12 protein-coding genes, 3 pseudogenes and 1 riboswitch are annotated in these 17,791 nt (G+C 71.9%); of the genes and pseudogenes, 8 read left to right on the forward strand and 7 right to left on the reverse strand.

What is annotated here, in order from left to right:
* The first annotated feature begins 26 nt into the window (after positions 1 to 26).
* Complete coding sequence (locus tag F3L20_RS15755) at positions 27 to 626, forward strand: TetR/AcrR family transcriptional regulator (RefSeq protein WP_150154929.1); 600 nt, start codon at positions 27 to 29, stop codon at positions 624 to 626.
* Positions 627 to 669: 43 nt separating this feature from the next.
* Here the strand turns inward: F3L20_RS15755 and F3L20_RS15760 are convergent, their stop codons facing one another.
* Positions 670 to 2,151 (reverse strand): non-reducing end alpha-L-arabinofuranosidase family hydrolase, encoded by a 1,482-nt coding sequence (locus F3L20_RS15760; protein ID WP_150154930.1) that lies wholly within the window; start codon positions 2,149 to 2,151, stop codon positions 670 to 672.
* 465 nt (positions 2,152 to 2,616) lie between these two features.
* On the opposite strand from F3L20_RS15760, the gene F3L20_RS15765 reads away from it, so the two are divergent.
* A complete protein-coding gene (locus F3L20_RS15765; RefSeq protein WP_150154931.1) occupies positions 2,617 to 4,068 on the forward strand; it encodes an endo-1,4-beta-xylanase in 1,452 nt (483 codons plus the stop codon).
* 113 nt (positions 4,069 to 4,181) lie between these two features.
* On the opposite strand, the gene F3L20_RS15770 is transcribed toward F3L20_RS15765, so the two are convergent.
* Positions 4,182 to 6,005, reverse strand: a complete 1,824-nt coding sequence (locus tag F3L20_RS15770; RefSeq protein WP_150154932.1) for a glycoside hydrolase family 3 protein — start codon at positions 6,003 to 6,005, stop codon at positions 4,182 to 4,184.
* Between the two features lie 416 nt (positions 6,006 to 6,421).
* On the opposite strand from F3L20_RS15770, the gene F3L20_RS15775 reads away from it, so the two are divergent.
* The gene (locus tag F3L20_RS15775) at positions 6,422 to 7,366 is read left to right on the forward strand and encodes a DUF5996 family protein (RefSeq protein WP_150154933.1); all 945 of its coding nucleotides are present in this window, start codon (positions 6,422 to 6,424) and stop codon (positions 7,364 to 7,366) included.
* 50 nt (positions 7,367 to 7,416) lie between these two features.
* On the opposite strand, the gene F3L20_RS15780 is transcribed toward F3L20_RS15775, so the two are convergent.
* From F3L20_RS15780 to F3L20_RS15790, 3 genes are read right to left on the reverse strand one after another with little or no spacing between them, the layout of a single operon-like run.
* Positions 7,417 to 8,202, reverse strand: coding sequence for an ABC transporter ATP-binding protein (locus F3L20_RS15780; RefSeq protein ID WP_150154934.1), 786 nt, complete (start codon positions 8,200 to 8,202; stop codon positions 7,417 to 7,419).
* Positions 8,199 to 9,305, reverse strand: coding sequence for a FecCD family ABC transporter permease (locus tag F3L20_RS15785; RefSeq protein ID WP_150154935.1), 1,107 nt, complete (start codon positions 9,303 to 9,305; stop codon positions 8,199 to 8,201). The genes F3L20_RS15780 and F3L20_RS15785 overlap by 4 nt, the downstream gene beginning before the upstream one ends.
* Positions 9,302 to 10,327 (reverse strand): ABC transporter substrate-binding protein, encoded by a 1,026-nt coding sequence (locus F3L20_RS15790; protein WP_150154936.1) that lies wholly within the window; start codon positions 10,325 to 10,327, stop codon positions 9,302 to 9,304. The genes F3L20_RS15785 and F3L20_RS15790 overlap by 4 nt, the downstream gene beginning before the upstream one ends.
* Positions 10,328 to 10,375: 48 nt before the next feature.
* Positions 10,376 to 10,497: riboswitch (cobalamin riboswitch) on the reverse strand.
* 195 nt (positions 10,498 to 10,692) lie between these two features.
* Between F3L20_RS15790 and F3L20_RS15795 the strand changes: the two are divergent.
* From F3L20_RS15795 to F3L20_RS15805, 3 genes and pseudogenes are all read left to right on the forward strand, one after another.
* Positions 10,693 to 11,669, forward strand: a pseudogene (locus F3L20_RS15795) (ferric reductase-like transmembrane domain-containing protein).
* A 198-nt stretch (positions 11,670 to 11,867) separates the two neighbouring features.
* The gene (gene panD / locus F3L20_RS15800) at positions 11,868 to 12,290 is read left to right on the forward strand and encodes an aspartate 1-decarboxylase (RefSeq protein ID WP_150157358.1); all 423 of its coding nucleotides are present in this window, start codon (positions 11,868 to 11,870) and stop codon (positions 12,288 to 12,290) included.
* A gap of 38 nt (positions 12,291 to 12,328) precedes the next feature.
* Positions 12,329 to 12,673: a GNAT family N-acetyltransferase gene (locus F3L20_RS15805; protein ID WP_150154938.1), complete on the forward strand. Its 345-nt coding sequence runs from the start codon at positions 12,329 to 12,331 to the stop codon at positions 12,671 to 12,673.
* 716 nt (positions 12,674 to 13,389) lie between these two features.
* Here the strand turns inward: F3L20_RS15805 and gndA are convergent.
* Positions 13,390 to 14,829, reverse strand: coding sequence for an NADP-dependent phosphogluconate dehydrogenase (gndA, locus tag F3L20_RS15815; protein WP_150154940.1), 1,440 nt, complete (start codon positions 14,827 to 14,829; stop codon positions 13,390 to 13,392).
* Between the two features lie 463 nt (positions 14,830 to 15,292).
* Here gndA and F3L20_RS35625 point away from each other — a divergent pair.
* Positions 15,293 to 15,979: pseudogene (locus tag F3L20_RS35625) on the forward strand (transglycosylase family protein); the annotation flags it as partial.
* A 279-nt stretch (positions 15,980 to 16,258) separates the two neighbouring features.
* A pseudogene (locus F3L20_RS35630) lies at positions 16,259 to 16,576 on the forward strand (M23 family metallopeptidase); the annotation flags it as partial.
* On the opposite strand, the gene F3L20_RS15825 reads toward F3L20_RS35630, so the two are convergent.
* A complete protein-coding gene (locus tag F3L20_RS15825; RefSeq protein WP_167534533.1) occupies positions 16,566 to 17,696 on the reverse strand; it encodes a DMT family transporter in 1,131 nt (376 codons plus the stop codon). The pseudogene F3L20_RS35630 and the gene F3L20_RS15825 sit on opposite strands and share 11 nt — an antisense overlap.
* Positions 17,697 to 17,791 lie beyond the last annotated feature (95 nt).

A 17,791-nucleotide genomic window follows, 5' to 3' on the forward strand; every position in this document is an offset into this window, starting at 1 on the left:
GTCCGTCAGCCAGGAGTCCCGCCCGCATGCCGAAGATCAACGCCGCCACCGTCGCCGAGCACCGTGCGCACCAGCGCGAGACGCTGATCGGCGTGGCGATCGACATCCTGGTGAACGAGGGCGCCGCCGCCGTCACCCCGGCGGCGGTCGGCGCCCGCGCGGGCCTGGCACGCTCCAGCGTGTACCAGTACTTCGACTCCTCGGCGGCCCTGCTGGCCACCGTCACCGAGGAGGCCTTCCGGCGGTCCAACGAGGCACTCGCCCGCGCGATGGCCACGGCGGAGGGCCCGGTGGAGCGGGTCGAGGCGTTCTTCCGGGAAAGTCTGCGCCTCGGTGCCGAGGGCGCCCACCGGCCGGCCGCCGCCCTCATGAACGCCGGCCTCCCGCCCGCCTGCCAGGAGCGCCTGGTCGAGCTCCACCTGGAGCAGGTCGAGCCGTTCCGCGCGGCCGTCCGGGAGCTCGGCGCCCCGGAGCCCGCGCTCACCGCGGACCTGATCGCCGGGATGCTCCACACGGCCCTGGCCGCCGTGGACGGCGGTGCCCCGCTCGACACGGTCACCGGACGCACGCTGGACCTGGTGCGACGCTGCCTCCGTCCGCACGACGGTGCGGCGGGTCCGGCATGACACCGGAACCCGCCGCACCGGCTCCCCCTCGGAACAGGGCTTCTCAGCGTTGCAGGGTCAGCAGGCCCGGGCGGTAGGGCAGCAGGCCGTAGTCACCTCCGGAGTTGGGGCTGCGGCCCTGGTACAGCAGTTGCAGGTTGCAGGGGTCGACGGTCATGGTCTGGTCGGCGCTGGTCCGCAGCAGCTCGCCGTGACTGATGTCGTTGGTCCAGGTGGCACCGCTGTTGGCCTTGCCGGCGAAGGGGTTGCTCTCCGTCGCGGCCTGGGGCGTCCAGCTGCCGCCCAGGCTGGTCGCGGTGAACGAGCGGAAGTACCGGCCCTGCGAACCGATCGCCTCGACGATCATGAGGTAGCGGTTCTGGCCCTGCAGCTTGTACACCTGCGGGGCTTCGAACAGGTTGTTCGTCGTGTCGCTCATGACCACGGTCGAGGTCGAGCCGAAGCTGCCGGGGAAGTTCCCGATCGGCATGCTCGTCCGGTAGATCTTGCCGTTGTCGCCGGCGAAGAACAGGTACATGTTCGTGCCGTCACCGATGAGTGCCTGGTCGATGGGGCCCGTTCCGGAGCCGGAGATGCTCCCGGAGAACAGCACCTGCTCGGACGACCAGCCGTTGGGGTTGGTGGGGTCGGTCGACGTCCGGTAGGAGAAGGCGGTGCCGCCCCACTGGTAGGCCAGCACCCAGATGTTCTTCGGCGCGAAGTAGAAGAGGCTGGGCGCGACCGTGGAGCTGTTCATCGTGTTCTGGCTCGCCGAGCCCATCTCCGACCAGGCTCCGAACAGGCCGAAGTTCATCGAACCCCAACGCGTCCCGGTGTCGTGCGTGGTCGCGTAGACGAGCTGCTTGCCGTTGTAGGGGGCGACGGTGAAGTCCTTGAGCGACACCCATCCCTGCCGCGGCTGCGCCAGGGCGCCGGTGGAGCTCCAGCGGTAGCTCGACGGCAGGTCGCAGACGCCCGGGTCGCCGGGGTTCCCGGTGTCCGAGCCGACCTTGACGAGCTGCCACTGCTGGTTGGTCCCGCCCCAGTCGTCGTACTGGACGACGTTCGCGTTGTCGGCGGTGGAGGCGCCCTGCACCTCGAGGGCCTTGCCGCTGTGGCGGGAGATGAGGCGTACGTGGCCGTCCGGGCTGTCGGCCAGCCGCCACTGCTGGTTGGCGGCGTTCAGGTCGGACCACTGGACGATCGAACCGCCGTTCGCGGTGGACCAGTTGTGGACGTCCAGCACCTTGCCGGAGTGACGGGACTTCAGGCGGTACCAGCCGTTCCCGGAGTCGACGAACTGCCACTGCTGCTGGCTCTGGTCGTTCCTCGACCACTGGGTGATCCGGGCGCCGTCGTTCGTCGCCAGGTTGTAGACGTCCAGCGCCTTGCCGCTGTTGCGGTTCACCAGCACGTACGAGGCATTGGTGTCCACCGTCGCCGCCTCGGCGGGCTGGGCGCCGAGGAAGGTGGCGAGCAGCAGCAGGGGAGCGAGGACACCGAGTAAACGTCTGGAACGGACGGGAAGGGTGTGGCGAAGCCACATGGGACGGCCTCCTCGAAGTGGGGGGACATGACGCCGGCGAACGGCGGAGCGGCCACCGCGCAGGGCGGAAAGGGGTCCGAATGTTTCGATGTGATTCCGGCTCTGTGACGCCACAAGGTAGAAAGCGGAGGGCATCCGGTCAAGGCCCGTCGCCGATCTGGCCGCAAACAACCGCTAGTTCTGGGCATGGTGGACGACCATGCGTGGATGCGAAAGTTTCGAAAGAGGAACAGAAACTTTTTCTGCCGGGAGGGTTGACGCGTACTCGGCAACCCCTAATCATCCTGTCTGGCAACCCGGCCGCAGTTCGAAATGTCGAACAAACTGTCCTGTGCGGACATGCCGCACCACAGAGCCGCGCACAGCTGCACGACGGATCCACGCACCGCATGCAGTCCTTCCGGGTTCCCCCGGACCCGCGCTGTCGGTCGGGTGATCCGTCATACCTACCTTGGAGGCACCGCAATGGGCTCCTATGCCCTCCCCAGAGCCGCCCTCCGGCGGAAATTCCGCGTCCTGGTCCCCACGCTGCTCGTCGGCGCGCTCGGCGCGGTCGGCGCACTGGCCGCGCCGCCGCCGGCCGCCCATGCCGCCGAGTCGACCCTCGGCGCCGCGGCGGCGCAGAGCGGCCGCTACTTCGGCGTCGCCATCGCCGCGAACCGCCTGAGCGACTCGACGTACGCGTCGATCGCGAACCGCGAGTTCAACTCGGTGACGGCCGAGAACGAGATGAAGATCGACGCCACCGAGCCGCAGCGCGGGCAGTTCAACTTCACCAACGCCGACCGCATCTACAACTGGGCGGTGCAGAACGGCAAGGAGGTGCGCGGCCACACGCTGGCCTGGCACTCCCAGCAGCCCGGCTGGATGCAGAGCCTCGGTGGCAGCGCGCTGCGCCAGGCGATGATCGACCACATCAACGGTGTGATGGCCCACTACAAGGGCAAGATCGCGCAGTGGGACGTGGTGAACGAGGCTTTCGCCGACGGCAATTCGGGAGCCCGGCGCGACTCCAACCTGGAGCGCAGCGGCAGCGACTGGATCGAGGTGGCCTTCCGCACCGCGCGCGCCGCCGACCCGTCCGCCAAGCTCTGCTACAACGACTACAACGTCGAGAACTGGACCTGGGCCAAGACCCAGGCCATGTACCGCATGGTGAAGGACTTCAAGCAGCGCGGCGTCCCGATCGACTGCGTCGGCTTCCAGTCGCACTTCAACAGCGGCAGCCCCTACAACAGCAACTTCCGCACCACCCTGCAGGAGTTCGCCGCGCTCGGCGTCGACGTGGCCATCACCGAGCTCGACATCCAGGGCGCCTCGCCGACCACCTACGCGGCCGTGGTCAACGACTGCCTGGCCGTTTCCCGCTGCCTCGGCGTGACCGTCTGGGGCGTGCGTGACATGGACTCGTGGCGTTCGGGGGACACCCCGCTGCTGTTCAACAACGACGGCAGCAAGAAGCAGGCGTACAGCGCGGTGCTGAACGCCCTCAACGCGGGCACTGGCGGCGACCCGGACCCCGACCCGGAGCCGGGTGACGGCACCGCCATCAAGGGCGTCGGTTCGAACCGCTGCCTGGACGTGCCGAACGCCGGCACGTCCGACGGCACGCAGGTGCAGCTGTACGACTGCAACGGCCTTACCAACCAGCAGTGGGAGCTCACCTCCTCCGGTGAGCTGAGGGTCTACGGCAACAAGTGCCTGGACGCCGCCGGCACCGGTAACGGCTCCAAGGTCCAGATCTACAGCTGCTGGGGCGGCGACAACCAGAAGTGGCGCCTGAACTCCGACGGTTCCATCGTCGGCGTCCAGTCCGGCCGCTGCCTCGACGCCGTCGGCGCCGGCACCGCCAACGGCACCCAGGTCCAGATCTACACCTGCTCGGGCGGCAGCAACCAGCGCTGGACCCGCGCCTGACGCGGCCCGTCCCTTCATGATCGCGGGGGTCACCGCCGTACCCGGGCGGTGACCCCCGCGATCGGCTTGCCCGTCGGCGTACGGGACGCGGCCGGCGACGGAGGACGGGAGCGTCAGCGGCCGTACGACAGCCCGTACCCGGACGGGAACAGGACCTCGGCCGGGTCGTCGGCGCGCTGGACGGGGACCGGCAGCGTGCCGCGCGGTGCGACCCGGCCGGCGATCACCCGGGCCGCGGCGCGCAGTTCGACCTCGGTCCAGCAGTAGGAGGCCAACGAGGCGGGGACACCGTCGAGGTGGGCGATGTCGTACGGGTTGCGCACGGCGAGATGCACGACGGGCACGCCGGTGGCGAGCAGCCGGGACACCAGGGTGCGCTGGGCGCTGGTGGTGCCGACGTTGTCCGTGGTGACGACCACGCGTCCGCCCCGCGTGGCGGCCACGGCGGCGTCGATCGCGGCGGCGTCGGGCGAGCGGCCGGTGACGAGGTGGGCGGTGTCGTAGCCCAAGGCGTCGAAGGCCTTCGCCAGTTCGGGCACCGTGCTCCGGGTGTCGTCGGTCGGGAAGGCCGGGCCGGCGCCGACCACGAGCAGCTTGCGTTGCCCGCGGCGCAGCGGGAGCGTGCGGCCCTCGTTGACCAGCAGGGTGGTGGTGCGCTCGGCGATGCGGTCGGCGGCGATCCGGTGCTGCCGGGAGCCGACGACCCGGTCGACCTCCCTGGGGGAGGTGAGCGGGCTGCCGCCGAGGAGTCCGGCCTTGTCCTTGAGGCGGAGGATGCGCAGGACCGACTCGTCGAGCCGTTCCTCGGTGATCTCTCCGTCGCGGACGGCGGCCAGGACGCCGTGGTAGGCGACGTCGATGTCCGGCGGGAACAGCAGTTGGTCGGCCCCGGCCTTGAGCGCGAGGACGGGCACGCGGTCGTCGCCGTACTTGGTGCGTACGCCGGCCATGTTCAGGGCGTCGGTGACGATCACCCCGTCGAACCCCAGCTCGCCGCGCAGCACGCCCTGGAGGATCTTGGGCGACAGGGTGGCCGGATCGTTGCTGGGGTCGAGCGCGGGGACCTGGAGGTGAGCGGTCATGATCGAGTCGACGCCGGCGGCGATGGCGGCCTGGAAGGGCGGGGCGTCGATGCGCTCCCACTCCTCGCGGGTGTGGGTGATCACGGGCAGCTCGGTGTGGCTGTCCTGCCCGGTGTCGCCGTGGCCGGGGAAGTGCTTGGCGCAGGCGACGACGGAGGCTCGCCGGTAGCCGGTCACCTGTGCCGCCACCATGCGGCCCACCTCGCGGGCGTCCGCGCCGAAGGAGCGGATGTTGATGATGGGATTGGCCGGATTGACGTTGACGTCGGCGACCGGGGCGAAGTTCTGGTGGATGCCCAGGGCGGCCAGCTCAGTGCCCGAGATGCGGGCGGCCGTGCGGGCGTCGGACAGCGAGTGGCCCGCGCCCAGCGCCATCGCGCCCGGCAACTGGGTGGCCCCGCTGCCGACCCGGACGTTGGCCCCGTGCTCCTGGTCGATGGAGATCAGGGAGGGGATGGGGGTGGGCAGGGACAGCGAGGCCCGCTGCACGCCGTTCGACAGCTCGGCGACCTGGCGGGGGTCGTGGATGTTGTTCGTCCAGCCCGAGAAGTAGATGACACCGCCGAGGTGGTACTTGGCGATGAGCTCGGCGACGGTACGGACGCCGAGTTCACGGAGGTTGCGCTCCTGGTCGGCCTGGCTGGGCGAGGTCGCCGACGCGCCGTAGAAGTACGGCACGAACAGCTGGCCGACCTTGGCCTCGACACTCATCCTCGCGATGATCTTCTTGAGGCGCTTGTCGCGCCCGTGCGCGGCGGCGGGGGTGGCCGCCACGCCCGCGAGGCCCGTCGCGCCGGCGGCGACCACGGTCGCGGAGGCGAGGACGGACCGCCTGGACAGACTCCGGTCCTGCATGCGGGCATGCTCCTTCCGGCCTGTGGGGCACGGGAGTTGAAGGAAACGCGAAGGGCTCCGAACAGCGGGCAACGTAGCCCGCGGGGGAGGAGCTGGACAAGAGGTCTAGACAAAATGGGCCGGACGAACCGCGGACTTCCGGTGGGCGTTCGACGAAAGGGACGCCGGCCTCCTGACCGGCCCCCTGGCCGCCCTCGTGCGTGGCAGGCCGTTGACACACCGCGATGACCCGCCAGGTGGTCGAACGGCCCCCGGATGTCCAGGCGTGCTCGACGAGGAGAGGGCGCCTACGATGGACTGGTCGGCGGCCGCCCTGGTCAGAGGCAACGAGGACGGCCTCGAGCACCGCGCGACGGGCATGCTCGGTCCCGGACACGACTGAGCCCCGCGAAGCGATTCCAAGGACGTGAGAAGCGATGGCCACGACCAGCTGGCCGAGCCTCCGGGTCTCGGACTGGACCGCCACCCGCGACACTCTGCACATGTGGACCCAGATCGTGGGCAAGATCCGCATGGCCCACGCACCGATGGTCAACCACTGGTGGCAGGTCACGCTGTACGTCGATCCCCGCGGGCTGACGACCTCGGCCGTCCCGTACCGCACCGGGGCCTTCGAGATCGCATTCGACTTCGTCGGACACCGGCTCGAGGTGCGCAGCAGCGACGGCGGCGAGCGAGGTTTCCCGCTCCGGCCCATGCCGGTCGCCGAGTTCTACGCCCAGGTCCTGCACGCGCTCGACGCGCTCGGGATCGAGGCCCCGATCCGTCCGTACCCGAACGAGGTGGAGCCGGCGATCCCCTTCGCCGAGGATCACGACCACGCCTCCTACGACGGTGACGCGGCCGCCCTGTTCTGGCGACAGCTGCTGCAGGCGCACCGGGTCATGGGCGAGTTCCGGTCGCACTTCGTCGGCAAGGTCAGCCCGGTGCACTTCTTCTGGGGAGCGATGGACCTCGCCTGCACGCGCTTTTCCGGGCGGAAGGCTCCTCCGCATCCCGTGGTGCCCCAACTGCGGGACTGGGTCATGGTCGAGGGATACTCCCGAGAGCTGTCGAGCTGCGGGTTCTGGCCTGGTGGGGGAGAGGAAGGCGCCTTCTACGCCTATGCCTATCCCGCGCCGGACGGTTTCGCCGACCACCCGGTCGGACCCGAAGGTGCCCACTTCAGTTCCGAGTTCCAGCAGTTCCTCATTCCCTACGAGGCCGTCCGTTCCGCCCCCGACCCCGACGACGCGGTCGCCGAGTTCTTCCGCACCACCTACGAAGCCGCCGCCGTGCTGGGGAAGTGGGATCGCTCCGTGCTCGAGGACGACCCCCGCCGGTGGGACGGAACCGCAACACCGCGCTGGACTCCCCGGTGATCCGCACCGTCGCGGCGTCCACCGGGTAGCGGCAGGACCGGACGGACCCGTCAGCCGCCTGGCTCCTCGGGGAGGAACGTCACCTGCGGGGCGCCCGTACGCGGATGGGTGGCGACTTCCGCCGCCACTCCGTACACCTCGGCCAGCAACCCAGGGGTGAGGATCTCGGCGGGCGGGCCGCAGGCGGTGACCTCACCGTCGTGCAGCACGTAGAGGCGGTCGCAGTAATAGGCGGCCAGGTTGAGGTCGTGCAGGGCGAGCAGCACGGTGGCGGGCAGGCGGCGCAGCGTGCCGAGCACGGACAACTGGTGGCGGACGTCCAGGTGGTTGGTGGGTTCGTCGAGGACGAGGAGCGTGGGCTGCTGGGCGAGGGCGCGAGCGATGAGGACACGCCGGCGTTCGCCCCCGGAGAGCCGGTCGAAGGGGCGGTCGGCCAGGTGGAGCGCGTCGACGGCGAGGAGTGCGGAGTCGATGAGTTCGGCGTCCTCGGGGGTGTCCCCGGCGAGGAGCCGTTTGTGCGGGGTGCGGCCCATGGCGACGACCTCACGGACGGCGAGGTCGAAGTCGGCTGCCGACTCCTGCACCACCGCCGCCACGGTGCGGGCCAGTTGCCGCACCGGCAGTGCCCAGGCGTCGTTGCCGTCGACCCGGACCTGGCCGGCGTCGGGTCGCAGGACGCGGTACACGGTGCGCAGGAGACTGGACTTCCCGCTGCCGTTGGGACCGACGAGCCCGATGGTCTCGCCCGGGCGGGCGGTCAAGGACACGTCGCGTACCAGGTGGCGGGCTCCGGCGGTGAGCGTGACACCGTCGACGCTCAGTTCGGTCGCGGTCATGCCCCTCCCCGGTCGGTGCCGCGCCGTGCGTCCCGGCGCATCAGCCACAGGAAGAACGGCCCGCCGCACAGAGCCGTGAGGACGCCGACGGGTATCTCCATGGGTGCGGCGACCGTCCGGGCGGCGATGTCGGCCCAGACCAGGAAGACCGCCCCGCCGAGTGCCGCCGTCGGCAGGACCCGGCGGTGGTCGCCGCCGACGAACAGACGCACGATGTGCGGCATCATCAGGCCGACGAAGCCGATCGGTCCGGCCGCCGCGACCAGCACGCCCGTGACGAGGGAGAGCAGGACGAACAGCCGGGCGCGGAACCGGGCCACGTCCAGCCCCATCGTGGTCGCCGCCTCCTCCCCGGCCAGCAGCACGTTCAGGTTGCGGGCCTGCGCCATGAGGACGCCGACACCGAGCAGCAGGGCCGTGCTCGGCAGCCACAGCGTGCCCCAGTTGACACCGCCGAGACCGCCGAGGGTCCAGGCGAGGACCGCGCGTGCCTCGTTGCCGCGGCCGGTGGTGAGCAGCAGCAGATCGAGGACCGCGGTGAGCACCGCCGCGACCGCCACCCCGGAGAGCACCAGCCGTGACGAGGTGATGCGTCCGCCGGTGCGGGCGGTGGCGTACACGAGCACAAGGGCGCCCAGGGAGCCCAGGAAGGCGGCCACCGACAGGGAGACCGGTCCGAAGAGGCTGACACCGAGCACGATCACGGAGACCGCGCCGAGGGACGCGCCGGAGGAGACGCCCAGCAGGTAGGGCTCGGCGAGCGGGTTGCGCACCAGGGCCTGGAGGGCGGTGCCGACGACCGCGAGGCCGGCGCCGGTGACCGCGCCGAGCAGTACCCGAGGCGCCCGCACGTCCACCACGATGGTCTCCCGTGCCCGCGGCCAGTCCGGCTCCCGCCAGTCGGCGCCCAGGGCGTGCGTCACGATGCCCCACACCTGGCCCGGCGGCACGTGCACGGAGCCGATGGCGAGGCCGGCCGTGGCGGAGACGACGAGCAGGGCGGTGAGGACGATCACGGTGACGGCCGACCTCGTACGGCCCGCCCCCGGCTTGGTGGTCCTGCGCGGCGGAACGGTCCGCTCGGTGGTGGTGGCCCGGCTCACCGGAAGCGCTCGGGGTGCAGACCGCGGGCCAGGTCCTCGACCGCGTAGGCCGAGCGGACGCCGACCAGGGTGGCGGTCAGCGGCAGGACGACGAACCGCTTGTTCCTGACAGCGGGTACGTCGGCGAGCGCGGGCTGGGAGAGCAGGAACTCCTTCTTCTCCTCGACGCTTCCGGCGCCGGCGTAGTCGTAGACGGCGATGGCTTCCGGCTTGCGCTCGACGACCTGCTCCCAGGAGACGTCTCCGAAGACGTCGTCGAGGTCGGCGAAGACGTTCTCGCCGCCCGCCAGCCGGATCAGTTCGGTGCCCAGGCTCCTGCCGCCGGCGGTGAAGGCGCTCTTGTCGCCGCTGTCGTAGACGAAGACGGGCACCTCGGGCTCGTCCTCGACCGTGCCGGCGGCCTGGCCGACGCGGGCCTCGAGGTCCTCGACCAGCTGGTCGGCCCGGTCCGGAACACCGAAGACCTTGCCGATGGTGCGGATCTCGTCGTAGGTGTCCTTCATCGTCACCTGCTTCCCGCCGCAGTACTCACGGTTGAGGTAGGTGTCGATGCCGGCGTCGGCGAACGCCTTGCGGGAGCGGCCCTCGTTCTCGGCGAAGGCGCTGCCGTAGCCGCCGTAGACGAAGTCGGGTTCGGCGTCCAGGATCTTCTCGAACGACGGTTCCTTCTCCGCCAGTTCGGGGATCGTCTCGTAGTCCTTCCTCAGCTCGGGCAGGACGGCGGAGTCGGGGAAGGCCGTGCCGACCATGCGGTCCCTCAGCCCGAGGGCGAGCATGAGTTCCGCCGGGTGCTGGTGGATGGTGACCACCCGCGACGGAGGCTCGTCGTACGTCGTCGTGACGCCGCAGTTGTCGATGGTGACCGGGAAGCCCGCGTGCACGGCCGCGGTGGTCTTCGCGTCCCCGCCGCCCTCGTCGGACGAACCGCAGCCGGCGGCCGACACCATCGACGAAAGGGCCACGGCAGCGGCCGTGGCACGGAGGAACCCGCGCGTGCGGGCAGGGGTGAGCAACTGGGACACGTGAAGCCTCCTGGAGTCCGCGCTCCTTGGGACGGGCCCGCGACGGACCAGTGTCCTGACTCCCGGATCGACGTTTCCCTCCGCCTTCCCGCGCGGTGCGCAGTGGCATGTCGGAGGGGCGCTCCCCGGTCACAGTGGCGGGACCGTGCCGGATTCGCACCGGCTTCCTGTCTCCCGTCGCGGCGATGACCAGGCGATCCTACGTTCCCCCGAACCGACGGCGAAAGGGCGTGCCGAGCCGAGCACCTCGCCTGGCTGCTCTGGCCTGATTGTGGCTCCAAGGATCACGCCCTCGTCAGCCAGACTTGTTGCCTCACGCCACATGAGCCACCGCTGCCGCGATGGCCCGTGCCCGGGAGGCCCTGATGACGTCGGACGTGAGGCCGGACGAGGACGGGGCGGTGTCCCGTCAGGAAGCAGCGGCCTCCGGTGACCGTGTCGCGCTGCGCGGCGATCTGCGGCCGCCCTGCCCGACGCCACCGCCGCGGTGGTGGTCACCGTGCTCGTGTTCGCCCTTCTGTGGGCGCGCATGGATTCGGGAGCCTCGGACACCGTCGCGGTGATGCCGTTCATGGACGATCCCGGCACCTACTGGATGTATCTGCTCAGCCAGGCGTTCGGCTGGTCCGCCCTGCTGTGGGCCTGGGGCACGGTCATGCTCGGGCTGCTGCTGTCGGGACCACGCCCCGCCCGGCTGCCGGTGTCGCGGCAGGTACTGGAGCGCTGGCACCGCACCACCAGCCTGACGACCATGGCGCTGATGTTCGCGCACGCGCTGATGTTCGCGGCCGAACTCGTGCGCTACGAGACGAAGGTGGACTGGGCGGAGCGGCTGTGGGTGGCCTTCGCGGACACCCTCGTGCCGGGCTGGTACGACTCCGGGACCGGCCGCATCGCCATCCCGATCGGCCAGGGTGCCCTGTACCTGGCCATCCCGCTCGGGCTGCTGTTCTACGTCCGGCACCGCATCGGGGCGAACACCTGGCGCCGGCTGCACCGCTTCGTGATCGTCGTGTACGTGCTGAGCGTCTGGCACACGCTGCTGTACGGGACCAACGTCTGGTACGGGGAGTGGCCGCGCACCGTGCTGTGGCTCCTGCAACTCCCGGTCGCACTGCTGCTGTTGCTCCGTCTGCTGCGGCCGGCCCGGCGAGCCGAGCGGCTGGGCCCGCCGGGCGGGGGCGCGGCCCGGCCGGGCTGGTGGGTGCGGGCGGCGGGACGGGCCGCCGCCGCGGCCGTCCTCGTGGGGCTGGTCGTTGTCGCGGTGTCCGGCCGTGACGGCGGGCGGGACCGCCCGGCCCATCCGCCCGCGACGGCTCCCCACGCCCAGGAGACGGACTGACGGCCGGTGCGGCGTCCCGAATGATGTGTACGTCGAGCGGATTCCCCTCTCCCACGCCGAGGGCGCCCAGCAGTCGGTCATCAGCACGAGTCGCGGGGACCCTGGGGACAGCTGCCCGGGAACGCGACTCGTTGTAAGGTGTCGAAACAGCCCTTGACCAGCACACGCAGGCAGGGAGCCGACGCCCAGGAGTCCAACGTGCTGCGCACCATGTTCAAGTCCAAGATCCATCGGGCCACCGTCACCCAGGCCGACCTGCACTACGTGGGGTCCGTGACGATCGACGCCGATCTCCTCGATGCCGCCGACCTCCTGCCCGGTGAGCTCGTGCACATCGTCGACATCACCAACGGGGCCCGGCTGGAAACCTACGTCATCGAGGGTGAGCGCGGGTCCGGGGTGATCGGGATCAACGGGGCCGCCGCCCATCTCGTGCACCCGGGCGACCTGGTGATCATCATCAGTTACGCTCAGGTGACCGACGCCGAGGCACGGGCGTTGAAGCCCCGCGTCGTGCACGTGGACGCGGACAACCGCATCGTCTCCCTCGGCGCCGACCCGTCCGAGCCGGTACCCGGGTCGGACCAGGAGCGCAGCCCCCAGGCCGTCGCCACGGTCTGACGGGCGCCGACCCGACTGAAGACAGGAGCGTGACGGGTATGGACGGCATGGAGATCCGGGACGACCGGGCCGCGGGCCGGCTCGAGGCGGTGGTGGACGGCGAGGTCGTCGGCCGCATCGAGTACTTCGTCCTCGACGACCCCGCTCCCGCCCTCGTCCCGGTGCACACCGTCGTCGAGGCCGCGCACGAGGGGAAGGGCATCGCCGGCTCCCTCGCCCGCGAGCTCTACGCCCTGGCCGCCCGCGCCGGCACCGTGGTCGCGCCGCTGTGCCCGTACGTCGTCCGGTGGGCCGCGCGTCACCCCGACGAGGCCCCGGCGGCCGACCCGGAGCTGCTGCGCGCGGCGAAGCAGTGGCTGGCGGAGCATCCGGAGCGGTTCTGACGCGTCCCCGCCCGGTACGTCCGGCGCGTCGGGGATTCCCTCCCGTGCGCCGGCCGGGCGTGCTGTCGTCACGCGCGCGGGTGAGTGCGGGCAGGGCCGCCGGGTAGGCGGGGGGAGTAGTCCAGAGCCGACGTCGAGCGACAGGCCGGAGGGCATGTGTCATGACGAACCCGTACCCGGATCCCGTCCCGCCGGGACCGACTCCGGGGCCCGTCCCGGGGCCGGACCCCGCGCATCCCGGTCCCGGGCCTGACCCGGTGCCGGCCCCCGAGCCGCCGCCGCCCGGGCCCGATCCGGCCCGGCGCCCAGCCTCCGGGGCCTGGCCCGCAGCCCCCGGGGCCGAACCCTCAGCCGCCCCGCCGCATCCGGGGCCGCCCGAGCCGTCGCCCTCGCCGATTCCGCCGGGGCCGGAGCCGGTGCCGAGCCCGGAGCCCGGGCCGCCGTTGACCTGAACCCACCGTCCGCGCGTGCGGGTGGGTGGGGGCGGGTCGCGCAGTTCCCCGCGCCCCTGGGGGTGCGTAGCTCCCGGGTGAGTGAGGGCCCGGCCGCGCAGTTCCCCGCGTTCCTGTGAGGTGGCGCGATCAGCCCCTCCCGCGCGTGCGGGTGGGTGGGGCGGGTCGCGCAGTTCCCCGCGCCCCTTCGGGGCGCCGGGGTTCCGCGTCCGCGGGTGGGTGCTGCCTGCGTCGCGCAATCCCCGCGCCCCTTCGGGGCGCTCCCTACGCCGGGACCTCCGAGCGGTCGTCGCCCCACAGGGTGTGGAACGAGCCGTCGCGGTCGGTGCGGCGGTACGTGTGCGCGCCGAAGAAGTCGCGCTGGCCCTGGGTCAGGGCCGCCGGCAGCCGCTCCGCCCGCAGGGCGTCGTAATAGGCGAGCGCCGCCGCGAAACCGGGGGTCGGCACGCCCTGCCGGGTCGCCGCGATCAGCACCTCGCGCCAGTCGTCCTGCGCGTCGGCGATCTCCTGCGCGAACGTCTCGTCCGACAGCAGGCTCGGCAGGTCCGCCCGCGCGTCGTAGGCGGCCCGGATGCGGTCCAGGAAGGCCGCGCGGATGATGCACCCGCCGCGCCAGATCGCGGAGACCGCGCCGAGGTCGATGTCCCAGCCGTACTCCTCACTGCCCGCGGCGATCTCGTGGAAGCCCTGCGTGTACGACACGATCTTCGACGCGTACAGCGCCTGCTCCACCCGGTCGGCGAACGCGGACGCCTCCGACTCGCTCATCGGCGTCGGCTTCGGGCCGGCCAGCCCGCGCGAGGCCCCCCGCAGTGCCGCGTGACCCGACAGGGAGCGGGCGAACACCGCCTCCGCGATGCCCGACACCGGCACACCCAGGTCGAGGGCGATCTGCACGGTCCAGCGGCCGGTGCCCTTCTGCTCCGCCTGGTCCACCACCACGTCGACGAACGGCTTGCCCGTCGCCGCGTCCACGTGCGACAGCACCTCGGCGGTGATCTCGATCAGGTACGAGTCCAGCCGGCCGGTGTTCCAGGTGCGGAAGATCTCCGCGATCTGCGCGGGGGAGTACCCGGCGACGTCGCGCAGCAGCTGGTACGCCTCACCGATCAGCTGCATGTCGGCGTACTCGATGCCGTTGTGCACCATCTTCACGAAGTGGCCGGCGCCGTCCGGACCCACGTGCGTGACGCACGGCGAACCGTCCTTCGCCTTCGCGGAGATCTTCTCCAGCATCGGGCCCAGCGAGTCGTACGACTCCTTCGGGCCACCCGGCATGACGCTCGGCCCGTTCAGCGCGCCCTCCTCGCCGCCGGAGACGCCCATGCCGACGAAGTGGATGCCCTGCTCACGCAGCGCCTTCTCGCGGCGGCGGGTGTCGGCGAAGTGCGCGTTGCCACCGTCGATGATCATGTCGCCGGGCTCCAGCAGCGGCGCGAACTCCTCGATCACGGCGTCCGTCGGGTTCCCGGCCTTGACCATGACGACCAGCCGCCGCGGCCGCTCCAGCGCCGCCACGAAGTCCTTGGCCGTCTCGGCCGCCACGAAGCTCCCCTCGTGCCCGAACTCCTCCACCAGCGCGTGCGTGCGTGCCGCGGTGCGGTTGTGCACCGCGACCGTGTAGCCGTTGCGGGCGAAATTGCGCGCGAGGTTGCGGCCCATGACCGCGAGCCCGGTGACGCCGATCTGCGCTGAACTGCTCATAAGGGTGACTCCTGGTGACCTCGGTATCGGTGCCGCCGGGTGCCGGTGCTGCTGGTGGACGCCCGCCGGTCCTGACATCGACCATCCTTGCGTGCCGCACTCGCGTGCGCATGCGCGGGTCTTCGGGACCCGCGCAGGCACATACGCGCGAAGGCGCCCTCCGTACTCAGCGCGGGCCCCCCTGACCGCCCGGTGCGGCCGACATCCCACCCGGCTCCCCCCTACTGGGCTCACCCCTACCGGGCTCACCCCCGCCCGGCGCACCCCCACCGGCACACACCCCCGCGTGCTCCCGCGCCCGGAGGCAGGACCCCGCGCACGCCCCCCGGTGGTGGTGAACAGGGGCGCAACGGGCGTAACGTCCCGGCCACTTGGCGCATCCGTGCGGCTGATAGCCGCCTTGTCACGGCCTGTTCGCAGCGCTTACTTTTGCCCCTCCTGACGCATTGTCGAGGGGGATTCCATGGCCGTGCGCGGCCGGCACCGCCGGTATCAGCCGAACAGGATCAACCGGGCCTCGCTCACCGTCACCGCCGGTGGTGCGGGTATGGCCCTCCCGCTCATGGGCACCGGCGCGGCGCAGGCCGCCGACGTGGACACCTGGGAGAAGGTCGCCGCCTGCGAGTCCACCAGCAACTGGGACATCAACACCGGCAACGGCTACTACGGAGGGCTGCAGTTCAGCCAGTCCACGTGGGAGGCGTTCGGCGGCACCCGGTACGCGGCCCGAGCGGATCTGGCCACGAAGGACCAGCAGATCGCCGTCGCCGAGAAGGTCCTCGACGGGCAGGGCCCCGGCGCCTGGCCCACCTGCTCGGTACGTGCCGGACTCACCCGTGACGGCGCCACCCCGGACATCCGGCCGGCCGCCGATCGCTCCGGCCGGGACGGCGGGCGCACCGCCGGCACCGTCAGCGCGAGCGGCGGCAAGGGCGACGGCCGGACCTCCGTCGAGGACGTCCGGCCGCACACCACACCCCAGTCCCGCGCGGGCCGCGCCGAGATGTACACCGTGGTGCACGGCGACACCCTCTCCGGCATCGCCGAGCAGGAGCGCGTGCGCGGCGGCTGGCAGGGGCTCTACGAGGCCAACCGGGCGACCGTCGGCGCCGACCCCGACCTGATCCTGCCCGGCCAGCGCCTCACCCTGGCGGGCGGCACGGCCAAGGCCCCCGCCAAGCCGTCCGCCGAGTCGTCCGGCCCGGCGGGCAAGAAGGCGGCCGCGCCCAAGACCGAGAAGAAGGCCGAGAAGAAGGCCGCTCCCAAGGCCGAGAGGAAGACGGAGAAAAAGACCGAGAAGCGCACGGAAGAACGCGCCGACCGCTCCGCTTCCTCCTCGGGCTCGAAGCTCGTCGCACCCGTCAGCGCCGGCCTCGGCACGCCGTACCACAAGGCCGGGTCCTCCTGGTCGAAGGGCTACCACACCGGCGTGGACTTCCCCGTCCCCACCGGCACGTCCGTGAAGTCCGTCGGGTCCGGCACCGTGGTCGCCGCGGGCTGGGAGGGGTCGTTCGGCTACCAGGTCGTGGTGCGGCACGCCGACGGCCGCTACAGCCAGTACGCCCACCTGTCCGCGATCTCGGTGAAGAGCGGCCAGTCGGTCGGCGCCGGCCAGCGCATCGGGCGCTCGGGTTCCACCGGCAACAGTTCGGGCCCGCATCTGCACTTCGAGGTGCGGACGGGGCCCGGATTCGGGTCGGACGTCGACCCGCTCGCCTATCTGCGCGCCGGCGGCGTCACGATCTGACGCGGGCGAGGTGCCGGTCGGGCGCCGGCACCGGCACGTAGGGGCCGCCGTAGAAGGGCGCGTAGGGCATCAGCGGCACCGCCGCCGGGTCCGCCGCGTCCGGCCCGGCGGCCGCCGCGGGCACGGTGACCGGCAGCGTGACGTCCTCCGGCACCGTCAGCTCCGCCAGCAACAGCTCGGCGGGGTCGTCCGCCTGCCGCCCGACGGCCTTCGCCACGGCGGGCTCGTCGGCCGCGACCGGCACAGCCCCCGTGTCCGCCGTCACCGCCCCGGCGGCGGCCTCGTGCTCGCGCGCCAGCCGCTCCGTCGTGAGCAGGATCAGTCCGCCGGCCGCCACCACACCGCAGCTGAGCGCCAGCGCCGTGCCGGTTGTGCCGTAGCGGAAGGTCTCGCCGAACATCGTGATGCCTACCGCGGCCGCGACCACCGGGTTGACCACCGTGAGCGTCGCCAGCGGGGCCGCGAGGCCCGCGCCCCGGTAGGAGGCCTGCGACAGCAGCATGCCCGCCGTCGCCAGCACACCGATCACCGCGAGGGACGGCAGGTCCGCCGCCGAGACGCCGCCCGTCCAGTCCACCGCGACCGTCTTGGTGAAGACGGAGGACATGCCGAACGCGACACCGGACGCGGTCGCGAGCAGGATGCTGCGCACCGCCGGGTGCCGGTGCACGGCCCGCGCCGCGACCATCAGCGTCACGACCGCCGCGACCGTGCCCACGGCCGCCGCCACCCGCTGCGAACCGTCCAGCGACTGCGCGCCCGACGCGCCGACCAGCGCCAGCAGACCCGCGAGGCCGAGCGTCGCCATCAGGGCACCGCGCCACGCCGTCGCTCCGGCCCTGCGGCCGACGAACAGCGCGGCCATGGGCAGGGCGAACACGATCGTGAGGGCGCCCAGCGGCTGGACGAGGCTCAGCGGGCCGTAGGCCAGCGCGACCACGTGCAGCACGGCACCCAGACCGTTCAGCCCGACGGCCGCCCACCAGCCGGGCCGGCGCAGCGGCGCGTACTGCTGCGCGCCGGACGAGGACAGCGCGACCTGCTCCTGCACGATCGCCCCGCCGGCGTACGCCACGGCGGACACGAACGACAGGACCACGGACAACGCGAGGGCGCTCATCGGCTGCTCCTCTGCGTGAGGCCGGGGCGGTCTGCCCGGCGCGGCGAACGGTCGGCTTCCATGACCAACACGATGCCGTGCCAGGGTGTTCCCCG

This window comes from Streptomyces tendae (assembly GCF_008632955.1).
Classification (GTDB): Bacteria; Actinomycetota; Actinomycetes; order Streptomycetales; family Streptomycetaceae; genus Streptomyces.